Source organism: Nocardioides sp. CPCC 206348, from assembly GCF_048654705.1.
In the GTDB taxonomy this organism is placed as follows: Bacteria; Actinomycetota; Actinomycetes; order Propionibacteriales; family Nocardioidaceae; genus Nocardioides.
This window is the reverse complement of the sequence record NZ_JBMCZA010000173.1, coordinates 3875-5352: the sequence shown is the minus strand read 5'-3', so window position 1 is coordinate 5352 and position 1478 is coordinate 3875. Positions and strand designations below refer to the sequence as shown.

Genomic DNA, 1478 nt, shown 5'->3' with positions numbered 1-1478 from the left:
AGGGTGTCGTTTCCGCTCATTGCAGGCCCCGGAGCCCGAGCGTAGGTTCGAATTCGTTGCAGGCGAATCACTCGGATTTCGCCGTTTCGGAGGGCGGGATTGCGATGGTTCGATTCTTGACTCGGGTTCGAAGGAACAGGTCCTGGTGGGTGGGGCTGGCGGTCATGGCCGCTGTGGCGGTGATGGCGCCCGTGCCGGGCGGTCCGGCAGACGCTGCCCCTGCTCCCCCGACGTGTGAGCGCCGCCAGAACAACACCTACGCGAAGCTGCTGGAGTGCGTGCGCGTCGAGGGCGTGCGGAAGCACCAGGCAGCACTGCAGGCGATCGCCGACGCGAACGACGGGAACCGCTTCTCCGGATTCGCCGGGTACGACGAGTCGGTCGACTACGTCGTCGACACCCTGCGTGCCGCGGGCTACAACCCGGTGGTCCAGACGTTCAACTACCTCGCGTTCGAGGTCGTCGGCCCCTCCGGCCTCCAGCAGACCGCGCCGAACCAGGTCACCTACGTCGAGGGCACTGACTTCGGCGCCATCACCCAGTCCGATCCTGGCGACGTCACCGCGAGCGTCACCGCCGTCGACCTGCAGTTCGGCCTTGGCAACACCTCGAACAGCGGTTGCGAGGCGACCGACTTCAACGGCTTCCCCGCCGGCAACATCGCGCTGCTGCAGCGCGGGACCTGCACGTTCGAGCTCAAGGCCGAGAACGCCGCGGCCGCGGGCGCCGTCGGGATCGTGATCTTCAACCAGGGCAACACGGCCGCCGCCGACCGCCAGGGCATCCCGGCCGTCACCCTCACCGCCAACAACACCAGCGGCATCCCGGTCATCGGTACGACGTACGCACTGGGCGCGACCCTCGCGGGTACGCCGGCGCTGGAGATGCGGGTCTTCGCCAACACCCTGCGCCAGGTCCTGCCCACGGCCAACGTGCTGGCCGAGAAGAAGGGCATCAACGATGCCAACGTCGTCATGGCAGGCGCGCACCTCGACTCGGTGCTCGCCGGACCCGGCATCAACGACAACGGTTCCGGCAGCTCCGCCGTACTCGAGACCGCGGTCCAGCTGGCGAAGCTGAAGCCCGTCAACACGCTCAGGTTCGCCTGGTGGGGCGCCGAGGAGAGCGGGCTCGTCGGATCGACGAACTACGTCAACGGCCTCAGTGCAGCAGAGAAGGACCGGATCGCGCTCTACCTGAACTTCGACATGATCGGCTCGCCGAACTACGTCCAGATGGTCTACGACAGCGACCAGTCCGGCTTCACCGCGCCGGTGCCCGTGCCGCCGGGATCGATCGCGATCGAGGACCTGCTCGAGTCGTTCTACACGTTGCGCAGCGAGCCCTACGACGACGCGGAGTTCAGCGGCCGCAGCGACTACCAGGCGTTCATCAACAACGGGATCCCGGCGGGTGGCCTGTTCACCGGTGCCGAGGTGCCGAAGACCGCGGAGCAGGCAGAGATCTGGGGCGGCACC

General features: G+C 67.5%; 1 protein-coding gene. It reads left to right on the top strand.

The window, feature by feature from the left end:
• Positions 1 to 164: 164 nt before the first annotated feature.
• Positions 165 to 1478 (top strand): M28 family peptidase (locus ACOADB_RS13630; RefSeq protein WP_378599457.1); only part of this gene is annotated, 1314 nt, incomplete at its 3' end.